This is a genomic window from Pseudomonas sp. MS01C9 (assembly GCF_058202755.1).
In genome coordinates this window covers 1,722,321-1,746,811 of record NZ_CM177073.1, presented here as the reverse complement: position 1 = coordinate 1,746,811, position 24,491 = coordinate 1,722,321, and the positions used below count along the sequence as shown (strand labels likewise).

At 64.8% G+C, this 24,491-nt stretch carries 25 protein-coding genes; 15 read left to right on the top strand and 10 right to left on the bottom strand.

Annotated elements, in window-relative coordinates; translation table 11 throughout:
- Nucleotides 1-29 precede the first annotated feature (29 nt).
- Nucleotides 30-4,343, bottom strand: coding sequence for a DEAD/DEAH box helicase (locus AC1M7R_RS08080; RefSeq protein ID WP_072458879.1), 4,314 nt, complete (start codon nucleotides 4,341-4,343; stop codon nucleotides 30-32).
- 325 nt (nucleotides 4,344-4,668) lie between these two features.
- Between AC1M7R_RS08080 and AC1M7R_RS08075 the strand changes: the two genes are divergently transcribed.
- Together AC1M7R_RS08075 and AC1M7R_RS08070 are read left to right on the top strand one after the other, a co-directional pair.
- The gene (locus AC1M7R_RS08075) at nucleotides 4,669-5,553 is read left to right on the top strand and encodes a sugar nucleotide-binding protein (RefSeq protein WP_072395531.1); all 885 of its coding nucleotides are present in this window, start codon (nucleotides 4,669-4,671) and stop codon (nucleotides 5,551-5,553) included.
- On the top strand, nucleotides 5,546-6,475 hold the full coding sequence (locus AC1M7R_RS08070) for an NAD-dependent epimerase/dehydratase family protein (protein WP_072395542.1): 930 nt from the start codon (nucleotides 5,546-5,548) through the stop codon (nucleotides 6,473-6,475). The genes AC1M7R_RS08075 and AC1M7R_RS08070 overlap by 8 nt, the downstream gene beginning before the upstream one ends.
- Nucleotides 6,476-6,558: 83 nt before the next feature.
- Here the strand turns inward: AC1M7R_RS08070 and AC1M7R_RS08065 are convergent, their stop codons facing one another.
- The 5 genes from AC1M7R_RS08065 to AC1M7R_RS08045 all read right to left on the bottom strand — a co-directional run bounded on the left by AC1M7R_RS08065 (nucleotide 6,559) and on the right by AC1M7R_RS08045 (nucleotide 10,664).
- Nucleotides 6,559-7,257, bottom strand: a complete 699-nt coding sequence (locus AC1M7R_RS08065; protein WP_072395544.1) for an OmpW/AlkL family protein — start codon at nucleotides 7,255-7,257, stop codon at nucleotides 6,559-6,561.
- 183 nt (nucleotides 7,258-7,440) lie between these two features.
- On the bottom strand, nucleotides 7,441-7,959 hold the full coding sequence (locus AC1M7R_RS08060; RefSeq protein WP_072395546.1) for a DUF3299 domain-containing protein: 519 nt from the start codon (nucleotides 7,957-7,959) through the stop codon (nucleotides 7,441-7,443).
- Nucleotides 7,960-7,970: 11 nt separating this feature from the next.
- Nucleotides 7,971-9,236: an ABC transporter permease gene (locus AC1M7R_RS08055; protein WP_072395549.1), complete on the bottom strand. Its 1,266-nt coding sequence runs from the start codon at nucleotides 9,234-9,236 to the stop codon at nucleotides 7,971-7,973.
- Nucleotide 9,237: 1 nt separating this feature from the next.
- Nucleotides 9,238-9,948, bottom strand: coding sequence for an ABC transporter ATP-binding protein (locus tag AC1M7R_RS08050; RefSeq protein ID WP_072395551.1), 711 nt, complete (start codon nucleotides 9,946-9,948; stop codon nucleotides 9,238-9,240).
- 131 nt (nucleotides 9,949-10,079) lie between these two features.
- Entirely contained in the window at nucleotides 10,080-10,664 is a 585-nt protein-coding gene (locus AC1M7R_RS08045) for a DUF2796 domain-containing protein (protein WP_072395553.1), read from the bottom strand.
- A 130-nt stretch (nucleotides 10,665-10,794) separates the two neighbouring features.
- On the opposite strand from AC1M7R_RS08045, the gene AC1M7R_RS08040 reads away from it, so the two are divergent.
- Nucleotides 10,795-11,142, top strand: coding sequence for a hypothetical protein (locus AC1M7R_RS08040; RefSeq protein WP_490610340.1), 348 nt, complete (start codon nucleotides 10,795-10,797; stop codon nucleotides 11,140-11,142).
- A gap of 61 nt (nucleotides 11,143-11,203) precedes the next feature.
- On the opposite strand, the gene trxA is transcribed toward AC1M7R_RS08040, so the two are convergent.
- The 3 genes from trxA to AC1M7R_RS08025 form a co-directional block, all read right to left on the bottom strand.
- Entirely contained in the window at nucleotides 11,204-12,076 is an 873-nt protein-coding gene (gene trxA, locus AC1M7R_RS08035; RefSeq protein WP_490610339.1) for a thioredoxin, read from the bottom strand.
- 176 nt (nucleotides 12,077-12,252) lie between these two features.
- Nucleotides 12,253-12,912: a class I SAM-dependent methyltransferase gene (locus AC1M7R_RS08030; RefSeq protein WP_337349713.1), complete on the bottom strand. Its 660-nt coding sequence runs from the start codon at nucleotides 12,910-12,912 to the stop codon at nucleotides 12,253-12,255.
- Between the two features lie 11 nt (nucleotides 12,913-12,923).
- Nucleotides 12,924-13,388, bottom strand: coding sequence for a YbaY family lipoprotein (locus tag AC1M7R_RS08025; RefSeq protein ID WP_072395568.1), 465 nt, complete (start codon nucleotides 13,386-13,388; stop codon nucleotides 12,924-12,926).
- A 127-nt stretch (nucleotides 13,389-13,515) separates the two neighbouring features.
- Between AC1M7R_RS08025 and nrdR the strand changes: the two genes are divergently transcribed.
- The 12 genes from nrdR (at nucleotide 13,516) to AC1M7R_RS07965 (ending at nucleotide 22,335) form a co-directional block, all read left to right on the top strand.
- On the top strand, nucleotides 13,516-13,980 hold the full coding sequence (gene nrdR / locus AC1M7R_RS08020) for a transcriptional regulator NrdR (protein ID WP_013694316.1): 465 nt from the start codon (nucleotides 13,516-13,518) through the stop codon (nucleotides 13,978-13,980).
- Nucleotides 13,977-15,110, top strand: coding sequence for a bifunctional diaminohydroxyphosphoribosylaminopyrimidine deaminase/5-amino-6-(5-phosphoribosylamino)uracil reductase RibD (gene ribD, locus AC1M7R_RS08015; RefSeq protein ID WP_072458877.1), 1,134 nt, complete (start codon nucleotides 13,977-13,979; stop codon nucleotides 15,108-15,110). The genes nrdR and ribD overlap by 4 nt, the downstream gene beginning before the upstream one ends.
- Before the next feature lie 46 nt (nucleotides 15,111-15,156).
- A complete protein-coding gene (locus AC1M7R_RS08010; protein WP_072395572.1) occupies nucleotides 15,157-15,831 on the top strand; it encodes a riboflavin synthase in 675 nt (224 codons plus the stop codon).
- A 16-nt stretch (nucleotides 15,832-15,847) separates the two neighbouring features.
- Nucleotides 15,848-16,939, top strand: coding sequence for a bifunctional 3,4-dihydroxy-2-butanone-4-phosphate synthase/GTP cyclohydrolase II (gene ribBA / locus AC1M7R_RS08005; protein WP_072395574.1), 1,092 nt, complete (start codon nucleotides 15,848-15,850; stop codon nucleotides 16,937-16,939).
- A gap of 246 nt (nucleotides 16,940-17,185) precedes the next feature.
- A complete protein-coding gene (gene ribH, locus AC1M7R_RS08000) occupies nucleotides 17,186-17,662 on the top strand; it encodes a 6,7-dimethyl-8-ribityllumazine synthase (protein WP_072395576.1) in 477 nt (158 codons plus the stop codon).
- Nucleotides 17,659-18,159 (top strand): transcription antitermination factor NusB, encoded by a 501-nt coding sequence (gene nusB / locus AC1M7R_RS07995; RefSeq protein ID WP_072395578.1) that lies wholly within the window; start codon nucleotides 17,659-17,661, stop codon nucleotides 18,157-18,159. The genes ribH and nusB overlap by 4 nt, the downstream gene beginning before the upstream one ends.
- The gene (thiL, locus tag AC1M7R_RS07990) at nucleotides 18,160-19,125 is read left to right on the top strand and encodes a thiamine-phosphate kinase (RefSeq protein ID WP_072395580.1); all 966 of its coding nucleotides are present in this window, start codon (nucleotides 18,160-18,162) and stop codon (nucleotides 19,123-19,125) included. It abuts the gene before it with no gap.
- The gene (locus AC1M7R_RS07985; protein ID WP_072395583.1) at nucleotides 19,122-19,625 is read left to right on the top strand and encodes a phosphatidylglycerophosphatase A family protein; all 504 of its coding nucleotides are present in this window, start codon (nucleotides 19,122-19,124) and stop codon (nucleotides 19,623-19,625) included. The genes thiL and AC1M7R_RS07985 overlap by 4 nt, the downstream gene beginning before the upstream one ends.
- Before the next feature lie 11 nt (nucleotides 19,626-19,636).
- A complete protein-coding gene (locus AC1M7R_RS07980) occupies nucleotides 19,637-20,395 on the top strand; it encodes a substrate-binding periplasmic protein (RefSeq protein ID WP_490610338.1) in 759 nt (252 codons plus the stop codon).
- A 109-nt stretch (nucleotides 20,396-20,504) separates the two neighbouring features.
- Entirely contained in the window at nucleotides 20,505-21,122 is a 618-nt protein-coding gene (gene ribA / locus AC1M7R_RS07975) for a GTP cyclohydrolase II (RefSeq protein ID WP_072395587.1), read from the top strand.
- Entirely contained in the window at nucleotides 21,119-21,538 is a 420-nt protein-coding gene (locus tag AC1M7R_RS07970; protein WP_072395589.1) for an MFS transporter, read from the top strand. Before ribA ends, AC1M7R_RS07970 begins: the two co-directional genes overlap by 4 nt.
- Complete coding sequence (locus tag AC1M7R_RS07965; protein WP_072395591.1) at nucleotides 21,538-22,335, top strand: helical backbone metal receptor; 798 nt, start codon at nucleotides 21,538-21,540, stop codon at nucleotides 22,333-22,335. The genes AC1M7R_RS07970 and AC1M7R_RS07965 overlap by 1 nt, the downstream gene beginning before the upstream one ends.
- A 138-nt stretch (nucleotides 22,336-22,473) precedes the next feature.
- Here AC1M7R_RS07965 and AC1M7R_RS07960 read toward each other — a convergent pair whose 3' ends face one another.
- The gene (locus tag AC1M7R_RS07960; RefSeq protein WP_490610337.1) at nucleotides 22,474-24,354 is read right to left on the bottom strand and encodes a TonB-dependent receptor domain-containing protein; all 1,881 of its coding nucleotides are present in this window, start codon (nucleotides 24,352-24,354) and stop codon (nucleotides 22,474-22,476) included.
- Between the last annotated feature and the right edge of the window lie 137 nt (nucleotides 24,355-24,491).

Genomic DNA, 24,491 nt, shown 5'->3' with positions numbered 1-24,491 from the left:
GGTTCGGGCGGGGGCCCGTCCAGACACCCTCAACCTTTCTGAATAAGCTTGTTCCGGACCTCAGCCATCCCTTGAGCATCCAGCTCCATCCAAAGATGCTGCTTGCCGGCGATCTGCGCCGCTACCGGCAGCCCATCCAGATACACCAGCCGATTACTCGCCAGCGCCGGTACTTTCGCCCCTGGCAGCAGGGTGCCGGCCAGGTTCAATGGGTCGACCCCGCACACGGCGATCAGGCTGCCGTCGGTGGGGCGGCGGCGCACTTCGCGCAGCAGCGGGATGGCTTCCGGCAGGGCGAATTGCTCGCCTGCCAGGCCGCTGACGAAGCGCCCGCCGCGAATTTCCCCGCGGGCTTCCAGGCGATGGAACGTGCGCAGCAGCTCGCGCCAGCTCGGCAGCCAGTCGGCTTCGCGCTCCAGCATGCGCCAGAACACCACCCCGTAGCGGCGCAACAGGGTCATGGCGATGTGTTCCAGCGTCTCGGGCGGGGTCGATGCGGGGCGATTGCCTTCTTCGGGGGCGGGTTGGCTGCGGCGGAGCAGGGCCCAGCGGCCGGCGTCGTCCATGCCGCCGACAAACGCCCCGCGCCCACGCCGACTGCTGCGGGCCTGGCGTTTGCTGGCAGGGGTGATCAACGCCCGTAACCCGGCGAAACTGTCGGCGTTCACCAGTCCGGCGCCCACCAGCTCCTGCAAGGCGATCTCCAGTTCACTGCGCAACAGATGCGCTTCGTGCAGCAGTTCGTCGAAGAACAGGGCGCCGTGCTCGCTGAGGGCCCGATGGACCTTTTGCGTCTTCAGGGACAGTTCGCCGGGGGGCGTTTGCTCGGCCAGGCCACTCCACAGGGCGACCCGGTTGCGCGGCAGCAATACGATCGGCGTGCTGCGCAGGGCGCCGGCCGATGGTTTCTGCCGGGCATTGAGGCGCGTCCACACCAGTTTGCCGCTGCGACACAGTTCGTCGAGCCAGGTGGGCGAATAGTCCTTGATCCGCGCCGGCAGCAGCTCACCGTCCCAGGCCGAGGCGGCGGCCGGGTAGCCTTCGAACTGACCAACGATCGACGGCAGGACGGCCGCGCCCCGGCCCTGGGTGGCGGGCGACAGGTGTTGCCAGTCGAACAAAAAGCGCATGAAGTCCTTAAGCGACACCGGTTCGATTTCCCGGCGCAGACGCTTGACGGTATAGCGATGGATGCGCGCCAGCAGGTGTCGCTCGCACCATTGCTCCTGCCCGCCACCCGGTGTGAACCGCCCCCGCAGCACGTAGCCTTGCTGTTCGAGTTGCGCCAAGGCCTGGGTGACCTGTGGCGTCGACAAGCCCAACGGGTAAGCGATGGCCATGAGGGGCTGCGGACCGAAGGCGCTGAGGCGAGCGCGGAGCAGTTCCACCACGGCCTCGTCGGGATCCCAGGCTTCGTCGAAACCGGCCAGGGGAGTCAATGGCGGTTGCCATGAAGCCTGTGGATAAATCGCCTGCAGGCAGGTCAACCGTTCCAGGGGCAGCCACAGGCCGCGTTCGGTGCTGAGCTGAATGTGACAGGCGCGACCGCTGTCGGCCAACGTCCGCAACCAACCCGGCCATGAGGCATGGGCGGTGGCTTCGTGGTCGGCGATACAGGCCAGGCTCATCAGCGTTTCATGCATTTCATCGACAGTGGCCGGTGTCGGCCAGGCTTCGTCCTGGACGGCCTGGATGGCCTCGGCGTCCAGCGCGCCAAGGTCATCGGTGGACTGTGGGTCGCTCCAGCGGCGATTGATCACCGCCTGGGTGCGACGCTCTTCCAGCGGTGCATCGTCGAGGAACGTGTAGGGCCGGGCGCTGAGGATTTCCGCCGCCAGGGGCGAGGGGGCCGGCAGGTCCCGGCTGATCAGGCGGATTTCCCCCGCTTCCATGCGTCGCAACAGTGTCAGCCAGCCTTCGCTGTCCATGGCTTCATGCAGGCAATCGTCGAGCGTCTGTTCCACCAGGGGATGATCGGGGATCTCCCGTTCACCGGCGAGGTTTTCCAGGCAGGCGATCTGGTCGGGAAACACGCTGGCGATCAGGTCTTCGCTTTTCATCCGCTGGATCTGCGGCGCGACCTTGCGCCCGCCGGTGTAGCGCGGCAAGGCCAGGGCCACGCCGGCGTTCCAGCGCCAGCGCACGCCGAACAATGGCGCATCCAGCACGGCCTGGACGAGGACCTGCTCGGCGCTCTGGCTGTTGAGGTAGCGCCAGACCTCGTCCAGCTCGAAGCTATGACCGGTGGACAGCGAAAGCACGATGGCGTCTTCGCTGGCGGCGGCCTGCAGCTCGAAATTGAAGGTGCGGCAGAACCGCTTGCGCAGGGCCAGGCCCCAGGCGCGGTTGATGCGGCTGCCGAAAGGGCTGTGGATGATCAGTTGGGTGCCGCCGGACTCGTCGAAAAAGCGTTCCATCAGCAAGGTGTCCTGGGACGGCAAGGCGCCGAAGGCCAGCCGGGCCGGGGCCAGGTAATCCACCAACTGCTCGGCGCTGGCCTGGTTCAACTGCAGGGTGCCGGTCAGCCAGTCCAGGGCCGGTTGCAGATTGCCCGGCGTCGCGCCCAACAGACGGTCGAGCTGAGCCTGCAGGCGCGCCACCGCCATGGACAGCTCGGCGCTGCGCCCTGGCGCTTCGCCGAGCCAGAACGGAATGGTCGGGGGCTGGCCCTGGGCGTCCTCGACCCGCACGCGGCCGGTCTCGACGCGAATGATGCGGTAGGACGTGTTGCCCAGCTGGAACACGTCGCCGGCGATGCTTTCCACCGCGAAGTCTTCGTTGACGCTGCCGATGTTCAACCCCTGGGGTTCGAGCAGCACGCTGTAGTCGGCGTTGTCCGGGATGGTGCCGCCGCTGGTCACCGCCGTCAGCTTGCTGCCCCGGCGCCCGCGCAGGGTACGGCTGACAGCGTCTCGGTGCAGGTATGCGCTGCGCACGCCCTGGCGGCCGTTGACGCCTTCGGCGAGCATCTGCAGCAATGCCTGGTAGTGCCCTTCGTCCAGGGCGGCGTAGGGCGAAGCGCGACGGAAGGTCTCCAGCAGCGCCTGTTCCTGCCATTCCTGGCAACTGACCTCCGCGACGATCTGCTGGGCCAGCACATCCAGCGGCGCGGTGGGAATGTGCAGGATGTCCAGCTCGCCACGGCGCACGCAATCGAGCAGGGCGGCGCATTCGATAAGGTCGTCGCGGGTGGTGGCGAACAGGCGCCCCTTGGGCGTCCCTCCGACCTGGTGGCCGGAGCGGCCGACCCGCTGCAGGAACGCCGAAATCGAGCGGGGCGAGGCGATCTGGCACACCAGGTCGACATCACCGATGTCGATCCCCAGTTCCAGGGACGCGGTGGCGATCAATACCTGCAGTTCGCCGCGCTTGAGACGCTGCTCGGCGTCGAGGCGGAACTCCTTCGCGAGGCTGCCGTGATGGGCCGCCACCGCGTCCTTGCCCAGGCGTTCGCTCAGATGGCGACTCAGGCGTTCGGCCAGGCGTCGGGTATTGACGAACACCAGCGTGGTGCGGTGCTCACGGGCCAGGTCGGCGAGGCGGTTGTAGACCAGCTCCCACACATCGTTGGCCATTACCGCCGAGAGCGGTACCGGAGGCACTTCGATGCCCAGGTCCCGGGGGCGGGCGTGGCCGATGTCGACGATTTCACACGGGCGTCCTGCGCCCACCAGAAAGCGCGACACCGCTTCGATGGGTTTCTGCGTGGCGGACAGGCCGATGCGCACCAGCGGTTCGGCACACAACGCCTGCAGGCGCTCCAGGCTCAAGGCCAGGTGACTGCCGCGCTTGCTCGCCGCGATGGCATGTATCTCGTCGACGATGACCGTACGGGTGCTGGCGAGCATCTGCCGGCCCGAATCGGAGCCCAGCAACACATAGAGCGATTCAGGGGTGGTCACCAGGATGTGCGGCGCGGTCTTGCGCATGGCCGAGCGTTCTTTCTGCGGCGTGTCGCCGGTGCGCACGGCGGTGGTGATGTGCAGGGGCGGCAGGTCCATCCGCCGCAGTTGTTCGGTGATGCCGGCCAGTGGATTCTGCAGGTTGATCCGGATGTCGTTGCTCAGCGCCTTGAGCGGCGAGACGTAGACCACCAGCGTCTGGTCCGGCAGGCCGCCCTGTTCAAGGCCGCGATGCACCAGTTCATCGAGCACCGCGAGGAAGGCGGTCAGGGTCTTGCCCGAGCCGGTGGGCGCGGCCACCAGGGTCGAACGGCGCTGGCCGATCAGCGGCCAGGCCCGGGCCTGGGCGGCCGTGATCGCCGGGAATGTCTGGCTGAACCAGGCGCGGACGGCAGGGTGGAAGCCTGCCATGGCGTGGTCGGCGGCAAGGGGCAGATTCATGTGGCAGTTTATGCGGGCGCAGTGGGGAAGATGCAAGTACTGATACTGCGTCTGTGGCGAGGGGCAGTTATCCCCGCCGGGCTGCAAGACAGCCCCGGACGAATGGAATGGACCTGACCCGCCCGGGTGGCAATCAAAGGGGCCGCTTCGCAGCCCAACGGGGATAAATCCCCTCGCCACAGGCCAGCTACCAGCCTTGTAGGATGCGATCCACACTTTACGGATGACGGTTGCGCACTAAACCCGCAAAATGCAAGGATTCCGACGACGCCTGTGGGCGTTGTCGACCAAATTCTTGTGCCAACAGACTGGGCCTGCTGACTTTATGCGAATGCGCCTTATGTTACTGGGCGGCGGAAATGCCCTTGGGCAGGCGCTGATTCGCCTCGGTGCGGAAGAAGACATCGGTTTTCTCGCCCCCCGCCCGCCCGAAGACGGCTGGGATGCCGCGAGCCTGACGCAGCTGCTCGACGACACCCGCCCGGACGCCGTGATCAACCTGGCGTACTACTTCGACTGGTTCCAGGCCGAGGCGGTGAGCGAACAGCGCCTGGCCAGCCAGGAGCGTGCCGTCGAGCGCCTGGCCGAGTTGTGCCAGCATCACAATATCGTCTTGCTGCAACCGTCGAGCTATCGCGTCTTCGACGGTTCCCGCGCCACCGCCTACAGCGAAAAGGACGAACCGGTGCCCCTGGGCCTGCGCGGCCAGGCACTGTGGCGGATCGAGCAGAGCGTGCGGGCCACCTGCCCGCAGCATGTGCTGCTGCGTTTCGGCTGGCTGCTGGACGACAGCCCCGACGGCATCCTGGGGCGCTTCCTGGCCCGGGCCGAACACCCCGAGGAATTACTGCTGGCCGACGACCGTCGCGGCAATCCAACGCCGGTCGATGACGCGGCGCGGGTCATCATCTCCGTGCTCAAGCAGCTCGACTGTGCGGCGCCGCTGTGGGGCACCTACCATTACGCCGGACACGAGGCGACCACGCCGCTGGCGCTGGGGCAGGCGATCCTGACCGAAGCCCGCGCCCTGCATCCGCTGGCGATCGAGTCGCCCACGCCCCAGGCCCACGCCGCACGGCCGGACGCCGCGGAAGAACCGCAGCACGCGGTCCTGGCCTGCAAGAAAATTCTGCATACCTTCGGGATCAAGCCCCGCGCCTGGCGCGCGGCCCTCCCGTCTCTCCTGGATAGGTTCTATCGTCATGGCTAAAGGCCCTGTTCTCATTACCGGCGGTGCGGGTTTCATCGGTTCGCACCTGACCGACGCGTTGCTCGCCCAGGGCCATTCGGTGCGAATCCTCGACGATTTGTCTACCGGCAAGCGCAGCAACCTGCCCCTGGACAACCCTGCCGTGGAGCTGATCGAGGGCGATGTCGCCGACGCGGCGCTGGTGGCCCGGGCCATGGCCGGTTGCAGTGCCGTCGCGCACCTGGCCGCCGTGGCCTCGGTGCAGGCTTCGGTGGACGACCCGGTGCGCACCCACCAGAGCAATTTCATTGGCACCCTGAACGTCTGTGAAGCCATGCGCCAGGCCGGCGTCAAGCGGGTGCTGTTCGCTTCCAGCGCGGCGGTCTATGGCAACAACGGCGAAGGCCAGTCCATCGACGAAGACACCCCCAAGGCGCCGCTCACGCCGTATGCCTCGGACAAGCTGGCCAGCGAGTTCTACCTGGATTTCTATCGTCGCCAGCATGACCTGGAGCCGGTGGTGTTCCGCTTCTTCAATATCTACGGCCCGCGCCAGGATCCGTCCTCACCGTATTCCGGTGTGATCAGCATCTTCAGCGAACGGGCGCAGAAAGGCCTGCCGATTACCATCTTCGGCGATGGTGAGCAGACCCGGGACTTTGTCTATGTCGAAGACCTGGTGGACCTGCTGGTGCAGGCCATCGAGAAAACCGAGGTTGAAGTCGGGGCGGTGAACGTGGGCTGGAACCAGGCCACGACCCTCAAACAGATGCTTCAGGCGCTGGCCGCGGTGGTCGGTGACTTGCCGCCGATCAGCCATGGTCCGGCGCGTCCTGGCGATATCCGGCACTCACGAGCCGACAATCACCGGCTGTTGCAGCGCTTCCGCTTTCCCCCACAGACACCGATGAGCGTGGGGCTGGCGCGGCTGCTGGGCCGCTGAATGAGAAAAGGCGCCTTTCGAGGCGCCTTTTTTTGTCACGGCATACGCTGTTGTGTGTTTTCAACTTGCCATCGTGCTGCAGGTCAGAACTTGTAGCCCAAGCCCACCATGTAGATCCATGGATCCACGTCGACGTTCACCTTGGCCCGGGTGCCGCCGGCCACGGCGTTGTTGTCGACATAGGCGGTAGTGTCGATGTCGATATAGCGAACCTGACCGTTGATCATGATGTTGTCGGTCAGCATGTAGTCAGCGCCCACCTGCCACGCCATGCCCCAGCTGTTGCTCGCGCGGAAGTTGCTGAAGCCGTTGGCGCTGGCTTCGCTGCCCACGTGTTCGTCGTAGATCCAGGTGTAGTTGATGCCGGCGCCGACATAAGGCTGGAAGGCCGACTTCGCGTCGAGCGGGTAGTAGACCAGGCTCAGGGTCGGAGGCAAGTGCTTCAGGGTACCGAGCTTGTTGTTGGCCGCGCCCAGGGCGGTGCCCTTGATCTTCACATCGTGCTCGAACGGCGACGCCGCCAGCAGCTCGATCCCCAGGTTGTTGGTGATCATGTAGGCGAAGTTCAGGCCCAGTTGAGTGTCGCTGCTCATGGTCGCCTTGCCGCCCAGGTCGGCACCGGCCAGCGGACCACGGTCGACCTTGACGCTGGAACTGTCGGCCTCCGGATTGACGGTGATGGCGCCGGCGCGAACGATGATATCGCCGGCCGTATGGGCCTGGGCGATGGGGGCAGCGAGTGCGAGGGCGACCAGGGAGGCGCTGAGCAAGGACTTGTGCATGGGGGCTCCAGAGAACATTTGAAATTGATGTCCTATGGTACGAAGGCGTCTGCCCCGGTCTTTTGACTCAGCTCAATGAGTCTTGGTCGATTAATTGACTCAGCTCAATGAAGTGATGATGAGCAAGCCTTGACGGCCCCATCGCGAGCAAGCTACCCGACGGACTGCACATCACCAGCCGATTCACTCCGGCAACTCATACACGTAGATCTTCTCGGCCTCCATCTGGTACCCGGCATCGGCCAGTTCACTGGTGGACGGCTTGACCTGCATCGGCCCTTCGACCCAATACGGCTGGTACAGCTCATCGAGCTTGACCCCGACTTCGCTTTTCACATGCACGATCTGGTTCGAGGGCGGAGGCGGTACATGGATGCAGGCGCCGAAATACGGCACCAGCAGGAAGTCCGTGGTCCGGCCTTCCTCGCTCACTTCCAGGGGCACGATGTAGCCCGGCAAACGAATCTGCTGGCCATCGAGTTCCTTGACCACCGGCGCATTGGGCATGTCCTGCCTGGCCGCCGGGGCGGATTCGGCGGCCAAGGCATCGCCCATCTGCGACAGGTCGTGCAGCGGGGTCATGTTCGGCACCTCGGGCGGTGCCCCGGCCGGGATCATTTCCGACCAGGCCAGGTCTCTCGGTTCGGCCGCCCACAGGGGCAGGGCGACCATCAGCAGCAGTGCAAGCACGGCGCGGGGCATGTTCAACGTCCTCATAAACGGATCGACAGGCCATCGGCCAGGGATTGGCGATAGGCGCGCCAGGCCGGCACGGTGCCCATCAGCAGGGCGGCGACCAGGATGCCAGCCATGAGCGTCCATTCATACTCGCTCGGCCAGGCCAGCGGCAGGTACAAGCCGTAGGTCGACTGCACGTAGCCCTGTGCCGCGGCAATGCCGACATAGAGCAAGACCAGCCCCGCGGCCACCCCGGCCAGCGCCAGGGCGAAGGCCTCGAGCACCAGCAGGCTCGCGATGTGCCACGGCCGGGCACCCACCGAGCGCAGGATCGCCATTTCCCGGCGGCGCTCGTTGAGGCTGGTGAGGATTGCCGTGAGCATGCCGATCAGGCCGGTCAGCACGACGAACAGGGATATCACGAACAGGGCCTTTTCCGCCGTGCCCATCAGGCTCCACAGCTCCTGCAACGCCACGCCGGGCAGGATCGCCAGCAGGGGTTCGCCTCGGAACTCATTGACCTCGCGCTGCAGGGCAAAGGTGGAAATCTTGTTGTTGAGGCCGAGCATGAACGCGGTGATCGCCTGGGGCGTGAGGTCCATGTTGCGAGCCTGGTCGGCGCTGATGCGACCGTTGCCCTGGGCCGGCACGCCATTCTTCCAGTCGATATGGATCGCCTCCATGCCGCCGAGGCTGATGTGCAGCGTGCGATCCACCGGAGTGCCGGTGCGCTTGAGGATGCCGACCACGGTGAAGGGCTTGTCGTCATGCTTGACCAGGCTGACTGTCGCCACGCCGTGGGCCAATACCAGTTTGTCGCCGAGCTTGTAGTGCAACGCTTCGGCCACTTCGGCGCCAAGCACCACTTCGAAGGGATCGGTGGCGAACGCCCGGCCATCGGCCAGCGCCAGGTGTTGCTGGCGGCCATACCGGTAATGCTCGAAGTAGGCCTCGGTGGTCCCCATGACCCGGTAGCCGCGATGGGAATCGCCCAGGGACATGGGAATGGCCCATTTGACCTTCGGATTGCTGGCGAAGTGTTCGAAGCTGTCCCAGCGAATGTTATTGGTGGCGTTGCCGATGCGGAATACCGAATACAGCAACAGGTTCACCGAGCCTGAGCGGGCGCCGACGATCAGGTCGGTGCCACTGATGGTGCTGGCGAAACTGGCGCGGGCCTCGGTGCGCACTCGCTCCACCGCCAGCAACAGGCAGACCGACAGGGCAATGGCAAAGGCGGTGAGGAACGCGGTGAAGCGGCGGTTCGCCAGGCTGGCCATGGCTAGACGGAACAGATACATCTCAGACCTCGAGTGGCTTGGCGGCGCGATTGAGATCGGCCAGCGAGAGGTTGCGGTCGAACAGCGGCGCCAGGCTCCGGTCATGGCTGACAAACAACAGGCTCGACCCCGCTTCGCGGCATTCGGCGAACAACAGCCGCAGGAAGTTTTCCCGAGCATCGTGGTCCAGTGCCGAAGTGGGCTCGTCGGCGATCACCAGTTCCGGCTGGCCAATCAGGGCCCGGGCGGCAGCGACCCGTTGCTGCTGGCCGATGGATAATGAGTCGGCGCGGCGCCCGAGCAGGTCCGGATCGGCCAACCCCAGGTGCGTCAGCAGCGTAGCGGCGGCCTGGCCGATACTGCCATGGCGCTGCACGGCACGTTGCGCGCGCAACCGGGAAAAGTGGCAGGGCAGCTCGACGTTTTCCCGCACCGAAAGGAACGGCAGCAGGTTGAATTGCTGGAAGATATAGCCGGTGTGGTCCACCCGAAAGCGATCGCGGCTGGCGGCGCTCAGCGCGCTGAGCTCCTGACCGAGCAGGCGAATGCTGCCCCGGTCCGGTGTCTGTACTGCGCCCAGCAGCCCCAGCAGGGTGGTCTTGCCGCTACCGCTGGGGCCTTTCAGGAACAGGGTCTCGCCGGCTTCCAGGCGAAATGCCGGGATGTCCAGCAAGGGCGGATGTCCGGGCCAGCTGAAGACCAGGTCGGACAGTTCGATGAGAGCTTGGGTCATATGAAACCGGTCAGATCAAGGTGAACCCTGTGGGAGCGAGCTTGCTCGCGATGGCGGTGTCAGGCTGCATCCGTTCGGATGTGTCGGCCTGATCGCGAGCAAGCTCGCTCCCCCATGGGGTTTGCAGTGAATCAGAATTTCAGGCTGGCCGCCTTGGGCGTCAATTCCGCGCCTTGCTGGCCGCTCGGGCCGATCAGTTGTACCTGGATTTTCTGGGTGGCGGGGAAGATCTTGAACAGGGGCGCCAGGTCCAGGTGGGTCAGGGCGCCAGGCGCGACACAGGTGAACTGGTAACGGGCGTGGATCTCGCTGTGTTCGTGGTGCTCGTCGCCATCGTCGTCTTCGTCATGGCCTGCATGCTCCGGCTCGTCGCCGAACAGCGGGCTTTCCAGCTCCTGCTGGGCCAGGGAGCATTTGGCATCGGCCAGGTTGAACAAGGCCTGGGGCTTTTCCAGCTGGGCCCGGACGGCGGCGACCTTCTTCTTGTCGGCGTCGCTGGTGGCGGCATGTTCGAAGCCCACCAGGTTCATGGCCGGGCTGTCCAGGTCCAGTTCCAGGGTCTGGCCGTCCAGCACGGCGCTCAAGCGGCCGACCCCGTGTTCGTGGGCGCCGAGGCTGCCATGTTCATGGTCATGGTCGTGATCATGCTCGGCGGCCGCATGGGCGACAGCCAAAGGCAGCAGGGCAAACGGCAGGGCGAGAAGCAGACGGCGCATGACGAGTCTCCGGACAGGTGAATATGTGTTATGTAATCTTATAACGAAAGTGCGGAGAGTTTGACCGGCTGCTTGGCGTCGCGCAAGGCCCATGGGAGCATGGCAACATTAAATCTTCAGGAGCACGGTGATGTTGCGCATACGCGGAACCGTCGGCGATTGGCCGGTGGACTTGACGATCGAAATGGATGAGGGCGACTGGGCGCAGCTCGGCGCGCAGTTGCAAGTGGCCAAGTCCGAAGGCACGGCGGCACCGGCGACCAAACCGACGAACCAGGACGATGCCCAATGGCAGATCGCCAGGGAACTGCTGCGCAAGGCTGGGCAACTGAGCGGCCCGGACCTGCTGGAACAGCTCGAAGGCCTGACCGGCAGCGCGTCGGCGGGCAAGCGTCTGCTGGTGCGGTTGCGCCATTGCGCCGAGGTGAAAGTATCGAGCGGCGGCGATACGCCGCTCTATAGCTGGGTCGCAGAGTAGGTTTCAAGCTACAGGCTAAAACCGTCTTGACGCTTGTAGCGTGAAGCTTGCAACTGCCTCTTCAATACAACGCTGCGAACAGCTTGCGACGATAGGTCGTCACCAGCGGATGGTCGTTGCCCAGCAGTTCGAACACCTGCAGCAGCGTCTTGTGAGGCAAGCCTTCGCTGTAGGCGCGGTTGCGGGTGAACAGCTTGAGCAGCGCATCGAGGGCCGGTTCGTACTGCTGGCGGGCCAGTTGCTGGACAGCCAGTTGATACACCGCTTCATCGTCCTGCGGGTCCTTGGCCAGGCGTGCCTTGAGGTCGGCGGCATCCGGCAGGTTCCGGGCCAGGGCGAGAAACTGGATCTGCGCCTTGGCCCCGGCAAGGGCGGCCTTGTGCTCATCGCTTTTCACCGCGTCGAGCACGGTTTGCGCTTCGCCCAGTTCACCGCGTTCGGTCAGGCAACGGGCGTACAGGATCAGCGCCTTGGCGTTGGTGTTGTCTTCACCCAGCAGCGTCTTGAGCAGGGCTTCAGCGTCGGCATAGCGCCCCTCGTCGAACAGTGCCTGGGCTTGCTCGAACGGGTCGGCGGCGGCTGGCGGCGGCATCTGTACGTGGGGTTCGAGCATCGCCCGCACCGCCGATTCGGGCTGGGCCCCGGCGAAACCATCGACGGGCTGGCCATCCTTGAACAGCACCACCGTGGGCAGGCTGCGGATACCGAAGCGGGCGACGATGTCCTGTTCGATATCGCAGTTCACCTTGGCCAGCAGCAGTTCGCCCCGATAACTCTCGGCGATCCCTTGCAGCATCGGCATCAGCGCCTTGCACGGGGCGCACCACTCGGCCCAGAAATCGACCAGCACGGGCTTGTGGAAAGAGGTCGCGATCACCGACTGGTCGAAATCGGCGGTGGTGGCGTCGAAGATGTAGGGCGTGTCCTGGGTCATGGGAATCTCATAGAACGCTTGAGTGCAGCAACTATACGGCTTGGTGGGGGTGGCTGAAAGCGGGGTGTGGGTAAGAGGCGTGTTGATGGGCAGGGCCCCATCGTGAGCAAGCTCGCTCCCACGGGGCTTGCATGAGCACTGGATCCCTTGTGGAAGCGAGCTTGCTCGCGAGGCTTCTAGGACTGGCGCTGCGCGTGGTACAGGCTCACATGCCGAAACTCTTCTGGCTCGGCCAGGTCCGGCAAGGTCATGGCCTCGAGCAGTTCGATACGTCGGTACAGCGGATGCCGGAAGTCCCGTACCCGGGAGTCGGCCACCAGGGCCTCGCGGCCGCGGCTGAGGAAGTGATCGAGCAGTGGCAGGTTGGCCCGGTCGTAGAGCACATCGGCCACCAGGACCAGGTCGAAGCGATCGGCCTCGGCGAAAAAATCCGTCGAATACCCCAGCTCCACGCCATTGAGCGCCGCATTGGCCCGGCACGCGGCAATCGCCAGCGGATCGAGGTCGCACGCCACCACTTCCAGCGCCCCGGCCTTGACCGCCGCGATGCCCGCCACGCCGGAGCCGGCGCCGAAGTCCAGTACCCGCTTGCCTTCCACCCAGTGCGGCCGCTCAGCCAGATAGCGGGCCATCGCCAGGCCGCTGGCCCAGCAGAAGCTCCAGTACGGCGGTTCGTGAAGGATGCGCCGGGTTTCTTCCGGGCTGAAGGCCCGGTCCATGTTGTCGCCGTCGATCAGCCACAGCCCCAGGTCCGTACCGGGCAGCGGGCAGGCCGTCAGCCGCGCGTCGCCCAGCAGTTCGCCCAGGGCCTGTTGCAGGGTCTGCGGTGCCTGCATGCCTTGGCGGATCACGGCGCCTTGACGAATTGCAGCGAGCCCAGGGCCTGGGTGGTCGGTTGCGTGATCCGCTGTTCCGGCAGGTGCAGGATCAACTGGCCCGACTGGGTGGCGCGTCCGCGCAACTCCACCCGTGCGCCGACCGGGAAGGCCTGTGGGTTGAAGCGCAGGCGGAAGGGCAGGGTCTGGTTGGTACCGATCAGGCTCGAACTGGCGAGCAGTTGCTGGGGACGATCCTTGTCGTCGATCACCAGCAGTGCCAACTCCACTTCGGCCCCGGCCGGTACACCGTCGAGGGTACCGCTCAGCTCTCGTTGGTGGGCGGGCAACGGCCCCAGCTCCGCGGCTTGCCGGGCTTTCTCCTGGGCCTGTTTCGGCGCCGGAGCCGGTGCTGGCGCAGCGGGTTTCGGGGCGTCGCTGCTGCACGCCACCAGCAGGCTGAAAAGACTGAGCAGAACGAGCGATCGTAGCGGCATGTGTGGCTCCAGCAAGGTGAATTCCATGGATCAGGCGATAAGCCCGTCTGTATACCGTAAACCCTATGGCTTGTCTTGCCAGTGGGATGCGCTACCATGGCCCTCCCTTTTTTTGTTGCCTGCCACCATGCACTGTCCCTTCTGCGGTGCCAACGACACCAAGGTCATCGACTCGCGACTGGTCGCCGAGGGCGAACAGGTGCGCCGCCGGCGCGAATGCCTGGCCTGCGGCGAACGCTTCACCACGTTCGAGACCGCTGAACTGGTGTTGCCGCGCCTGATCAAGACCGACGGCAGTCGCCAGCCGTTCGACGAAGAAAAACTGCGCGCCGGTATGCAGCGCGCCCTGGAAAAACGCCCGGTGAGCGTCGAGCGCCTGGAAGCGGCGCTGGTGCACATCAAGCACAAGCTGCGGGCCACCGGCGAGCGGGAAGTCAAATCCCTGGTGGTCGGTGAGCTGGTGATGGCCGAGCTGCAGAAGCTCGACGAAGTCGCCTATATTCGCTTCGCCTCGGTGTATCGGCGCTTCCAGGACCTGAACGAGTTCCGCGAGGAAATCGACCGCCTGGCCCGCGAACCGGTGAAAGAATGACCGTTACGGCGCAACAGGCCATCCTCGATGCCCAGTACATGGCCCGTGCCCTGGAGCTGGCGCGGCGTGGTCACTACACCACCCATCCCAATCCGCGGGTCGGTTGCGTGATCGTGCGTGACGGACAGATTGTCGGGGAAGGCTGGCATGTCCGCGCCGGGGAGCCCCACGCCGAAGTCCATGCCCTGCGCGCCGCCGGTGAACTGGCCCGGGGCGCCACGGCCTACGTGACCCTGGAACCTTGCAGCCACCATGGGCGTACGCCGCCCTGTGCCGATGCGCTGGTCAATGCCGGTGTCGCCAGGGTCGTGGCGGCGATGCAGGACCCGAACCCGGAAGTCGCCGGTCGCGGCCTGCAGCGGCTGGCCCAGGCCGGCATCGCCACCCAAAGCGGCGTGCTGGAGGGCGAGGCGCGCAAGCTCAACGAAGGTTTCCTCAAGCGCATGGAACACGGCCTGCCCTTCGTGCGGGTCAAGCTCGCCATGAGCCTCGATGGCCGCACCGCCATGCAAAGCGGCGAAAGCCAATGGATCACCGGTCCCGCCGCGCGTTCGGCGGTACAGCGCCTGCGCGCCCAGGCCAGCGTGGTCTTGACCGGCGCCGACACGGTGCTGGCGGACAATGCCCGGCTGACCGTGCGCGCCGACGAACTGGGGCTGGATGCGCAGCAGACGGCGCTGGTCATGAGCCGTCCGCCGCTGCGGGTGCTGGTGGACGGGCGCCTGCGGGTGCCGCTGGACGCGCCTTTCTTCAAGGCCGGTCCGGCGCTGGTCGCCACCTGCATGGCGGTTGAAGAACAGTATGCCAATGGCCCTGAGTGCATGATCGTGGCGGGGGATGACGGCCAGGTCGATCTGCATCGCCTGCTCAAGGCACTGGCGGCCCGTGGCGTCAATGAAGTGCTGGTGGAGGCCGGTCCGCGCCTGGCGGGGGCATTTGCCCGGCAAGGGTTGGTGGACGAATTCCAGATTTTCATCGCCGGCAAGTTCCTGGGCTCTTCGGCGCGACCGTTGCTGGACTGGCCGCTGGCGCAGATGAAGGACGCTGCGGAACTGAAAATCACCGAAATCCGTGCCGTGGGCGATGACTGGCGAGTCATCGCCATTCCCGTTCCGCTGGCCAGCGTATAATTGCCGGCCTTCGCTCAAGCGGCGGCCTGTTCTCGAGGAGGACTCCATGTTTACCGGCATCATCGAATCCATCGGCAGCATCCGCGCACTCACCCCCAAGGGCGGTGATGTGCGGGTCTACGTCGAAACCGGCAAGCTCGACCTGAGCGACGTCAAGCTGGGCGACAGCATCGCCGTGAACGGCGTGTGCCTGACGGCCGTCGAACTGCCGGGCAACGGTTTCATGGCCGATGTCAGTCGCGAGACGCTCGACTGCACCGCCATGAACGACCTCAAGAGCGGCAGCCCGGTCAACCTGGAAAAGGCCCTGACTCCCACCACGCGACTGGGCGGGCATCTGGTCAGCGGTCATGTGGATGGCGTCGGCGAAGTGGTTTCCCGCACCGATAACGCCCGGGCGGTGGAGTTTCGCATCCGCGCCCCGAAAGAACTGGCCAAGTACATTGCCCATAAAGGCTCGATCACCGTCGACGGCACCAGCCTGACGGTCAACGCGGTGGATGGCGCCGAGTTCCTGCTGACGATCATTCCCCATACCTTGAGCGAAACCATCATGGCCTCGTATCGGCCGGGGCGCCGGGTCAACCTGGAAGTCGACCTGCTGGCCCGTTACCTGGAGCGCCTGCTGCTGGGGGACAAGGCCGCGGAGTCGGGCTCCTCGCAAAAGCCTGGCAACATCACTGAAAGTTTTCTGGCCGCCAACGGCTACCTCAAATCCTGACCCAAGGGGGTGCCGCGTGGCGCTCAATAGCATCGAAGAACTGGTTGAAGACATCCGCCAAGGCAAGATGGTCATCCTCATGGATGACGAAGACCGCGAGAACGAAGGCGACCTGATCATGGCCGCCGAGTGCTGCAAGGCCGAGCACATCAACTTCATGGCCAAGCATGCCCGTGGGCTTATCTGCATGCCGATGACCCGCGAGCGCTGCGAACTGCTGAAGCTGCCACTGATGGCGCCGCGCAATGGCTCCGGCTTCGGCACCAAGTTCACCGTCTCCATCGAGGCCGCCGAAGGCGTGACCACCGGCATTTCCGCCGCGGACCGTGCGCGCACCGTGCAGGCCGCCGCCGCAAAGGACGCCAAGGCCGAAGACATCGTCAGCCCCGGTCACATCTTCCCGCTGATGGCCCAGGCCGGCGGCACCCTGGCCCGCGCCGGCCACACCGAAGCGGCTTGCGACCTGGCGCGCATGGCCGGTTTCGAGCCTGCCGGGGTGATCTGCGAAGTGATGAACGACGACGGCACCATGTCCCGTCGCGCGGAACTGGAAGCCTTCGCCGCCGAACACAACATCAAGATCGGCACCATCGCCGACCTGATCCACTACCGGATGATCCACGAACGTACCGTTCAGCGGATCGCCGAGCAGCCACTGGACAGCGAGCTGGGCCATTTCAACCTGGTGACCTACCGCGACTCGGTGGAGGGTGATGTGCACATGGCGCTGACCCTGGGCACCGTGTGCGCCGAAGAGCCAACCCTGGTCCGGGTGCACAACATGGACCCGCTGCGCGACCTGCTGATGGTCAAGCAGCCTGGCCGCTGGAGCCTGCGCGCCGCCATGGCCGCGGTGGCCGAGGCCGGCAGCGGCGTGGTGCTGCTGCTCGGACATCCCCTCGACGGTGACGTGCTGCTGGCCCACATCCGTGAAACCGCCGATCAGACCGCCGTGAAAAAACCGACCACCTACAGCATCGTCGGTGCCGGTTCGCAGATCCTTCGCGACCTGGGCGTGCGTAAAATGCGCCTGATGAGTGCGCCGATGAAGTTCAATGCGATATCCGGTTTCGATCTGGAAGTTGTAGAATACGTGCCCTCCGAATAAAGGCCCGGAGATTTCAGCATTGTTGTTCAGGCTTGTCGGATTATTGTGGCGAGGGGATTCATCCCCGCTGGACTGCGCAGCAGTCCCAGGAAAAGGGGCCGCTTTGCAGCCCAGCGGGGAAGCCCCTCGCCACAAACGTGACGCAAGCGAGCGGCAATGGCGGGATCTGCGGTGCTGTAATTCGAAGCTAATATCACTGAAAGAGCGCGTATAGAACGCGCTCTGGCTCTTTAAGAGATCTGACGAATGACCCTGAAGACCATCGAAGGTACCTTCATCGCCCCCAAAGGCCGCTACGCTCTGGTAGTGGGCCGTTTCAACAGCTTCGTGGTCGAGAGCCTGGTTGACGGTGCGGTCGATGCCCTGGTTCGCCACGGCGTGAGCGAAAGCGACATCACCATCATCCGTGCCCCTGGCGCCTTCGAAATTCCGCTGGTTGCGCAGAAAGTCGCTCAAAAGGGCGAATTTGCGGCAATCATCGCCCTCGGCGCGGTCATTCGCGGCGGTACTCCGCACTTCGAATACGTGGCCGGCGAGTGCACCAAGGGCCTGGCCCAGGTCTCCATGGAGTTCGGCGTGCCGGTCGCCTTCGGCGTGCTGACCGTTGACTCCATCGAGCAAGCCATCGAGCGTTCCGGCACCAAGGCCGGTAACAAAGGTGCCGAAGCTGCCCTGTCCGCCCTGGAAATGGTCAGCCTGCTGGCGCAGTTGGAGGCCAAGTGATTAGCGACGAAAGCGATCGTTTCAACCCGCGCGATCCCAAGCCGGCCGATGCCGGCAAGCCGTCGAAAAGCGCCAAGCGTCGCGAAGCCCGTCAGCTCGCGACCCAGGCCCTGTATCAATGGCACATGGCCCGGCAATCGTTGAACGAGATCGAAGCTCAGTTTCGGGTCGATAACGATTTCAGCGATGTCGACGGTGCGTATTTCCGCGAGATCCTGCACGGCGTCCCGGCTCACAAGACCGAGATCGACAAGGCCCTGGCCCCTTGCCTGGACCTGACCATCGAAGAGCTGGATCCGGTTGAGCTGGCGGTATTGCGGCTGTCCACCTGGGAACTGATGCACCGCGTCGATGTACCCTATCGTGTGGTGATCAACGAGGGGATCGAGCTGGCGAAGGTCTTCGGTTCCACCGATGGCCACAAATTTGTCAACGGCGTACTCGACAAGCTCGCACCGCGTCTGCGCGAAGCCGAAGTGAAGGCGTTCAAGCGCTGAATGGGTGAGTTTGAGCTGATCCGCAGCTACTTCGCCGCCGCGCCTTGTGCGCAGGGCGGCGAGGGCGTTGCGCTGGGGATCGGCGACGATTGTGCCTTGCTGGCGGTCCCTGCCGGGGAACAGTTGGCCGTTTCCACCGACACCCTCGTGGCCGGTGTGCATTTTCCCGACCCTTGCGATCCCTATCTGCTGGGCCAGCGCTCGCTGGCCGTGGCGGTCAGTGACCTGGCTGCCATGGGGGCGACCCCGCTGGCCTTTACCCTTGCCTTGACCTTGCCGACGGTGACCGCCGATTGGTTGCAGGCCTATGCCCGCGGCTTGAACCAGATGGCCCAGGCCTGCGGTGTCGGGTTGGTGGGCGGGGATACCACCCGAGGGCCGCTGAGCCTGACCATGACCGTGTTCGGCCGCGTGCCGACCGGCCAGGCCCTGACTCGAAGCGGCGCGCGCCCCGGCGACTGGCTGTGTGTCGGTGGTGAACTGGGTAACGCTGCCGGTGCGCTGCCCCTGGTGCTCGGCCAGCGAGCAGCCGAACCGGCGGTCGCCGAGCCATTGCTGGCGCAGTACTGGTCGCCACGGCCCCAGGTCGACCTGGGCCTGGCGTTGCGAGGCCTGGCGAGTGCGGCGATGGACATTTCCGATGGACTGCTGGCCGACTGCGGGCATATCGCATTGGCGTCCGGCGTCGCATTAAAGGTTGAACGGGACCGCCTGCCGTTGTCCAAGGCTTTGCTGGCATTGCTTGGGCGTGCCCAGGCCGAACAGGCCGCGCTGAGTGGTGGGGACGACTATGTGCTGCTCTTCACCCTACCGCCTGTCCGATTGTCGCAATTGCAGGCGCAAGGTTGGCCCGTCCACGTGGTCGGCCGTGTCGAAGCAGGGCAGGGCGTCAGCCTGGTCGACCCGGACGGACGCGACATCACCCCGCAAATCCGGGGTTATCAACATTTTCGGGAGACACCGTGACAGATCATCCCAACCAGGTCCCGGCTGAATTCGTACCCCCGTCGGTCTGGCGCAATCCCTGGCATTTCGTGGCGTTTGGCTTCGGTTCCGGCACGTTGCCCAAGGCCCCGGGCACCTGGGGCTCGCTGGTTGCGCTACCCTTCATACCGTTGTGGCAGATGTTGCCGGACTGGGGCTACTGGCTGGCGCTGGGCATCACCATGCTGTTCGGCTTCTGGTTGTGTGGCAAGGTCGCGGACGACCTGCGGGTGCACGATCATGAAGGTATCGTCTGGGACGAAATGGTCGGCATGTGGATCACCCTGTGGCTGGTGCCGGAGGGCTGGTACTGGTTGTTGACGGGGTTTTTGGTGTTCCGCTTCTTCGATATCCTCAAGCCATGGCCGATTCGCTGGGTCGACCGTCACGTACACGGCGGTGTCGGTATCATGCTTGACGATGTGTTGGCGGGTGTTTTCGCCTGGTTGGCAATGCAGGGGTTGGTGTGGTGTTTCACCTGAGGGATTCAGGCATGGGCGTAAGCCGCGCACTGTTGCTGTTGCTGTGTCTAGGAGCTGGCCTTGGCATCCGGGTGGCCGACTCGGCGCCGCTGCCCGACAAGGTCCGTGCCGCCAGCGAGGAATGGTCCGACTACACCCAGGCTGATGGCAAGGGCATGGCTTGGGACATCCTGCGGGAAGTGTTCGAGCCCGAAGGCGTCCGGTTGGAGATCCGCAGCGTGCCCTACACCCGTTCGATCGGGTTGGTGCAGCGCGGCGAGGCCGACGTGCAGGTCGGCGCGTACCTCGATGAGTCCGAGGGCGTGCTGTACCCGAAGTGGCATTACGATGTCGATCACATCTATGCCCTGGGGTTGGCCTCCAAGCCAACGCCGACCCTGGCGACCATAGGCAATTATCGCCTGGTGTGGATGCGCGGGTACGAATACAACAACTACCTGCCCAATATCCGGCGCTTCAATGAAATCCACCGCTCCGTGGGCATCCTGCCGATGTTGCTGCATGATCGGGCCGACTTCTACATCGACGCCTTGATGGAAATCGAGGATGTACTGTCCAAGGCCGATAACCCCCAGCAGTACAAGCTCTCGCCGCTGATCAACCTGCCGTTGTACCTGGGCTTCGCCAACACCGAAAACGGAAAGACGTTGAGCGCGCTGTTCGACCGCCGCATGGAGATCCTGGTCAGGAGCGGCCAGTTGAAACCGATTTTCGAGCGTTGGAAACAACCTTATCCTTTCGACGCACACGGCAAGCCGCCGAAACCGTGATCAACCTTTTCGATGGTAATGGCCGATAATTCAGCCTAAGCGTCCATCGGAAGCTGCTGTTACAATGCCCCCCTCTGCGAATCTCCAGTACTAGATCAGGAGCACACCGGTGCCTGTCGTTTTTGTTGCCGCTTCCAAGCTGCCAACGCCCTTTGCGCAATTCACCATGCATGGTTTCCTCGATGAAGCCACCGGTCGCGAACACGTCGTGCTGAGCCTGGGTGATGTTGCCGATGGTGCGCCGGTGCTTGGTCGCCTTCACTCCGAATGCCTGACGGGCGATGCCCTGTTCAGCCAGCGCTGCGACTGCGGTTCGCAACTCGAAGCCGCGCTGCAGGCCATCGCCCGGGAAGGCCGCGGCGTGCTGTTGTACCTGCGCCAGGAAGGGCGCGGCATTGGCCTGTTGAACAAGATCCGCGCCTATGAATTGCAGGATGGTGGCGCCGATACCGTGGAAGCCAACGAGCGCCTCGGGTTCGCCGCCGACCTGCGCGACTACAGCATCTGCCAGCCCATGCTCGAACACCTGGGCATCAAGTCCCTGCGGTTGATGACCAACAACCCGCGCAAGGTCAAGGCGCTGACCGACATGGGCATCGTGGTGGCCGAGCGTGTGCCGCTGCACACCGGCCACAATCCTCACAACAAGCTCTACCTGGCGACCAAGGCCAGCAAGCTCGACCATATGATGGGCAACGAGCACCAGGGCGAGGTCGACCGCGCGTGACGCGGGGTCAGGTCCGCAGGCGGCTGGCCGTCAGTTGGTGGAAATACCTGGCGCTGGCCTTGCTGCCGCTGTTCGTGATCAACGCGGTGTTTGGTCAGGGCGAGGCGATCCTGCCGGTGCTGGCGATGCCGCTGTTCATCGCCGGCGTGGCCTCGATGTTCGTCAGCCTGCGATTCTTCGGCGCGTACAAGCTTGCCCTGATTGCCACGCAGAAGTCTCTCGACACCCCTGAAGAGCCCCAGGCCTGGATCGAGCTGGCGGCCCGCCGCCGTGCCGCTTTCCTGGCCGCCGGCTTGCCGGCCTGGATCGGTGCGCTGGCGGTGTTCGTCGGCCTGGAGGCCGTGCCGTTGATGCTGCTGGCCTTGTCTACTGCGGTGCTGTTCTACCTGTATCGCCTACCGCGCCAACTCGGCTGATGGGCCGCTGGCTGGCGGTCTTGCTGCTGGTCGCCAGCGCCTCGACTGCCGCGGCCCCGCGGGTGGTCAGCCTGGCGCCGTCAATGTCGGAAATCGTCGTTGAGCTGGACTCCGCCGACCTGCTGGTGGGGGTGCTGGATGGCGGTGAGCGTCCGCCCGTGCTGAAGGATCTGCCTTCCGTAGGACGTTACGGGCAGCTGGATATGGAGCGGTTGCTCAGCCTGCGGCCCGATCTGCTCCTGCTCTGGCCCGGCAGCGTCGGCAAGGCGCAACGCGAGCAGCTCAAACGCCTGGCTATCCCGGTCTATGTGGCCGAGCCCCACAACCTCGACCAACTCATCGGTCAGATCGAAGACATTGCCGCGCGGCTCGGCCGTCCCGAACGAGGGCAGCAGCGAGCGGCGCTGTTGCGCGAGCGTCTCGAGGCGTTGCGCCGCCGCTATCGGCGCGCTGAGCCATTGCCGGTGTTCTACCAGGTCTGGGATCGGCCGCTGTACACCGTCGGCGGTGGGCAGGTCATCAGCGATGCCCTGGCGGTTTGCGGGGCGCGTAACGTCTTTGCCGACCTGACCCTGCCGGCGCCGCAGGTCAGCGTGGAATCGGTTTTGCAGCGCGATCCCCAGGTCATCCTGGCCACCGAACAGGCCCAGCTCGACGCGTGGAAAGCCTGGCCGCAGCTGGCGGCGGTGAAGCAGGGGCGCTTGTTGCGGGTCAGTGACAAGGGCCTGGAGCGGCCCAGTGGGCAGATGATCGAGGCGACGGCGGGGTTGTGCGGGTTGATCGCGCCAGACCGTTAGAGCGCGGTGCGCCCTTGGCGAGCATGCCCGCTCTTGCATGGGCGTTTTGCAATGCATGGCATGTTGGATTTTTTGCCAGCCCCAGGTCCGTGGCAGCTTGCTCGCGAAAGGGGCGCTGCCGGCACTGAAGATCGTGGATCAGAGTGACGGTGTCCAAGTCACCCCGAACAACCAGGCCCGACCTTCCTCCCGATACCCATACTGCCCACCTTCATGGCTGTACAACGCCCGGCTGTAAGCCTTGTCCAGCAGGTTATCCACCTTCATCTCCAACTTCACTTCCCGGGTCAGTGCCCAGCTGCCGCGCAGCCCGAGCAGGGTATAGCCGCCGAGGGTGTTGCGGTTGCCTTCGTCGTCATAGCTGCTGCTGACCGCTTGCCAGGTGGCACCCAGGCCCAGTCGGTCGAATTGCCGGTCCAGGTCCAGGCTCAAGGTCCGGCGGGCGCGACGGGCCAGGGTGTGGCCGCTGTCCCGGTCCCGTGGGTCGATCACCGCCAGGCCCAGGTTGCTTTGCCAGCCGTGAAAGTCCTGCAGGAGTGCCATTTCAAACCCGTCGATGCGCGCCGAGGCGACGTTCTGGGGACGTGAGTCGCTGCCAAAAATGATCGCGTCTTGCAGGTCGGTACGGTACAGCGAGGCCTCCAGGCGGGTGTTATCGGCCAATTGGCTGCGCCACTGCAGCTCGTAGCTTCTGGCGGTCTCGGGCTTGAGGTCCGGGTTGCTGAATTGCGGGTAGTACAGGTCATTGAAGGTCGGCGCGCGAAAGCTTTCGCTGTAGGTCAGCAGCAGGTCGTTGCGCGGGTCAACCGGCAGGGTGGCGGTAGCGCTCCAACTGTTCTGGCCGCCGAATTGCTGGTTCTGGTCGCGGCGCAGGCCCAGTTCGGTGGAAAAGGTTTCAGCCTGGAAACGATGCTGGATAAACGCCGCGCGGTTCCAGCGGCTGTCTTCGTCGAACGGTGTGCTGCTGTTGACCCGGTCCTGGTACCAGTCGCCTCCCAGGATCAGGCTGTTGCGAGCATCCAGCGCCAGGTCGTTCTGCCAGGTCAGCGAGTCACGGTAGGTATTGAATACTTCCCGGACATCGCTGAGCTTGTCGAAGGTTTTCTCGCGGTTCTCGCTGTGACCCAGTTCCAGGCGGGATTTCCAGGCGTCGTTGATCCGGCCATCCACGTAACTGCTGAAACTGCTCACGGCAAAATCGCTGTAGGGCTGCTGGGGCAGTGATTCGAATGCAGTCGGGTCGAAGCGGCCGAACGGGTTGTCGAACTCGTTCTTGCCGCGGTTATCCAGCAGGTTCAGGCCGACTTCCACGTTATCGTCGATGACATGGCTCAAGCTCAGGCTCAAGGACTGGTTGCGATTGGCGTCACGGTCCCGGTCGCTGCCATAGGACTCATGGGTGCGATTGGCCCCGGCGGTTTCAGTCAGGCTGGCGCCGAGGTTGACGCGGGTCCGCTCGTCCCCACCGGACAGGCCCAGGCTGCGCTCCCAGGTCCGGTGGCTACCGGCCCCCAGGTGCAGGCGCGGTTGCAGGCCGGGTTCATTGCCGCGTCGGGTGAAGATCTGGATCACCCCGCCCACCGCGTCGGCGCCGTAGATCACCGAGCGCGAGCCGCGCAGCACTTCTACCCGTTCGATCTGGTTGATGTCCAGGCGCTGCAGGTTGCTGTCGCCGGAGGTGGCATTGCCGATGCGCTGGCCATCCACCAGCACCAGGCTCTGGGCCGACTTGGTGCCGCGAATGTAGATGCCCGGCAGGCTGCCGCGCCCACCCTGGGGAGCCACCTGCACGCCGGGCACACGGCTGAGCAGGTCGGTGACACTGGCCGGTTGCAGGCGGTCGATATCGTCGCGGGTGAAGACTGTGTTGGCAGCGCTGCTGTCATTGCGCGCCTCGACCTGGCGGTTGGCGCTGATGACCACGTCCGGCAGTTTCAGGGCCTGCTCGCGTTCGAAGGTGTCGGCCAGCAGTTCGGGGGTTGGCAGTAGGGTCAGGGTGAGGGCGAGGCGGAGTTTCATGGGTGTTCCGGATATTTCTGGTCTGCACAAACCCTTGTGGGAGCGAGCTTGCTCGCGATGACGGAAGATCAGTCAAGCCATCCATTGGCTGACACACCGCTATCGCGAGCAAGCTCGCTCCCACAGGGAGTTTGTGT

Bases quoted from the DNA above. Each gene is read 5' to 3' on its own strand.
- AC1M7R_RS08080 (WP_072458879.1), bottom strand. From the start codon at position 4,343: ATGAATCTGCCCCTTGCCGCCGACCACGCCATGGCAGGCTTCCACCCT.
- AC1M7R_RS08075 (WP_072395531.1), top strand. From the start codon at position 4,669: ATGCGAATGCGCCTTATGTTACTGGGCGGCGGAAATGCCCTTGGGCAG.
- AC1M7R_RS08070 (WP_072395542.1), top strand. From the start codon at position 5,546: ATGGCTAAAGGCCCTGTTCTCATTACCGGCGGTGCGGGTTTCATCGGT.
- AC1M7R_RS08065 (WP_072395544.1), bottom strand. From the start codon at position 7,257: ATGCACAAGTCCTTGCTCAGCGCCTCCCTGGTCGCCCTCGCACTCGCT.
- AC1M7R_RS08060 (WP_072395546.1), bottom strand. From the start codon at position 7,959: ATGCCCCGCGCCGTGCTTGCACTGCTGCTGATGGTCGCCCTGCCCCTG.
- AC1M7R_RS08055 (WP_072395549.1), bottom strand. From the start codon at position 9,236: ATGTATCTGTTCCGTCTAGCCATGGCCAGCCTGGCGAACCGCCGCTTC.
- AC1M7R_RS08050 (WP_072395551.1), bottom strand. From the start codon at position 9,948: ATGACCCAAGCTCTCATCGAACTGTCCGACCTGGTCTTCAGCTGGCCC.
- AC1M7R_RS08045 (WP_072395553.1), bottom strand. From the start codon at position 10,664: ATGCGCCGTCTGCTTCTCGCCCTGCCGTTTGCCCTGCTGCCTTTGGCT.
- AC1M7R_RS08040 (WP_490610340.1), top strand. From the start codon at position 10,795: ATGTTGCGCATACGCGGAACCGTCGGCGATTGGCCGGTGGACTTGACG.
- trxA (WP_490610339.1), bottom strand. From the start codon at position 12,076: ATGACCCAGGACACGCCCTACATCTTCGACGCCACCACCGCCGATTTC.
- AC1M7R_RS08030 (WP_337349713.1), bottom strand. From the start codon at position 12,912: ATGCAGGCACCGCAGACCCTGCAACAGGCCCTGGGCGAACTGCTGGGC.
- AC1M7R_RS08025 (WP_072395568.1), bottom strand. From the start codon at position 13,388: ATGCCGCTACGATCGCTCGTTCTGCTCAGTCTTTTCAGCCTGCTGGTG.
- nrdR (WP_013694316.1), top strand. From the start codon at position 13,516: ATGCACTGTCCCTTCTGCGGTGCCAACGACACCAAGGTCATCGACTCG.
- ribD (WP_072458877.1), top strand. From the start codon at position 13,977: ATGACCGTTACGGCGCAACAGGCCATCCTCGATGCCCAGTACATGGCC.
- AC1M7R_RS08010 (WP_072395572.1), top strand. From the start codon at position 15,157: ATGTTTACCGGCATCATCGAATCCATCGGCAGCATCCGCGCACTCACC.
- ribH (WP_072395576.1), top strand. From the start codon at position 17,186: ATGACCCTGAAGACCATCGAAGGTACCTTCATCGCCCCCAAAGGCCGC.
- thiL (WP_072395580.1), top strand. From the start codon at position 18,160: ATGGGTGAGTTTGAGCTGATCCGCAGCTACTTCGCCGCCGCGCCTTGT.
- AC1M7R_RS07980 (WP_490610338.1), top strand. From the start codon at position 19,637: ATGGGCGTAAGCCGCGCACTGTTGCTGTTGCTGTGTCTAGGAGCTGGC.
- AC1M7R_RS07965 (WP_072395591.1), top strand. From the start codon at position 21,538: ATGGGCCGCTGGCTGGCGGTCTTGCTGCTGGTCGCCAGCGCCTCGACT.
- AC1M7R_RS07960 (WP_490610337.1), bottom strand. From the start codon at position 24,354: ATGAAACTCCGCCTCGCCCTCACCCTGACCCTACTGCCAACCCCCGAA.